Raw genomic sequence first — 600 nt, forward strand, 5'->3', positions numbered from 1 at the left:
CCCCACGCCGGTCAGGCACGCGGCGCTCCACCCGCCGCGCTGCCAGGCGGCGGAGCCGAGCGCCGAGCCCAGCGCCGCCCCGGTGAAGTAGGTGGTCATGTAGACCGCGTTCAGGCGCGAACGGGCCTCGGGGGCCAACTGGTAGATCACGTTCTGGTTGCTGATGTGCACGCCCTGCAGCGCCAGGTCGATCGCCAGCATGCCCACCAGGAACCACACGATGGACGTGCCCCCGAGCCACAGCGCCGCCCAGCTGGCCAGCACCAGCAGCACCGATACGCGGGTGGTGAGCTGCTCGCACCCCTGGTCCGCCAGTCGGCCGGCCACGTTGGCCATCAGCGCCCCGGCCACGCCCGCCAGCCCGACCAGCCCGATCTGCGCATCGCCCAGGCGGTGGGCGGGGCCTGCCAGCATCAGGGCCATGGTGGAGAACAGCACGCTCACCGAGGCGAATGACAGTCCGCCCAGCAGCGCCCGGCTGCGCAGCCTGGGGTGCCGCCGCGCGAGCGTGCCCAGCGAGCGCAGCACCTGCCCGTAGCTCGGCGGGTGGGGGTTGCGCAGCGTGGGCAGGGCGAACCACAGCGCCGCGGCCACCACCAG

At 73.7% G+C, this 600-nt stretch carries 1 protein-coding gene; it reads right to left on the reverse strand.

Going from position 1 to position 600, the window contains the following annotated elements; all coding sequences use genetic code 11:
- Positions 1-600 (reverse strand): MFS transporter (locus AC27KI_RS26855; RefSeq protein ID WP_487116950.1); only part of this gene is annotated, 600 nt, incomplete at both ends.

It is taken from the genome of Acidovorax sp. KPB24-03 (assembly GCF_057546605.1).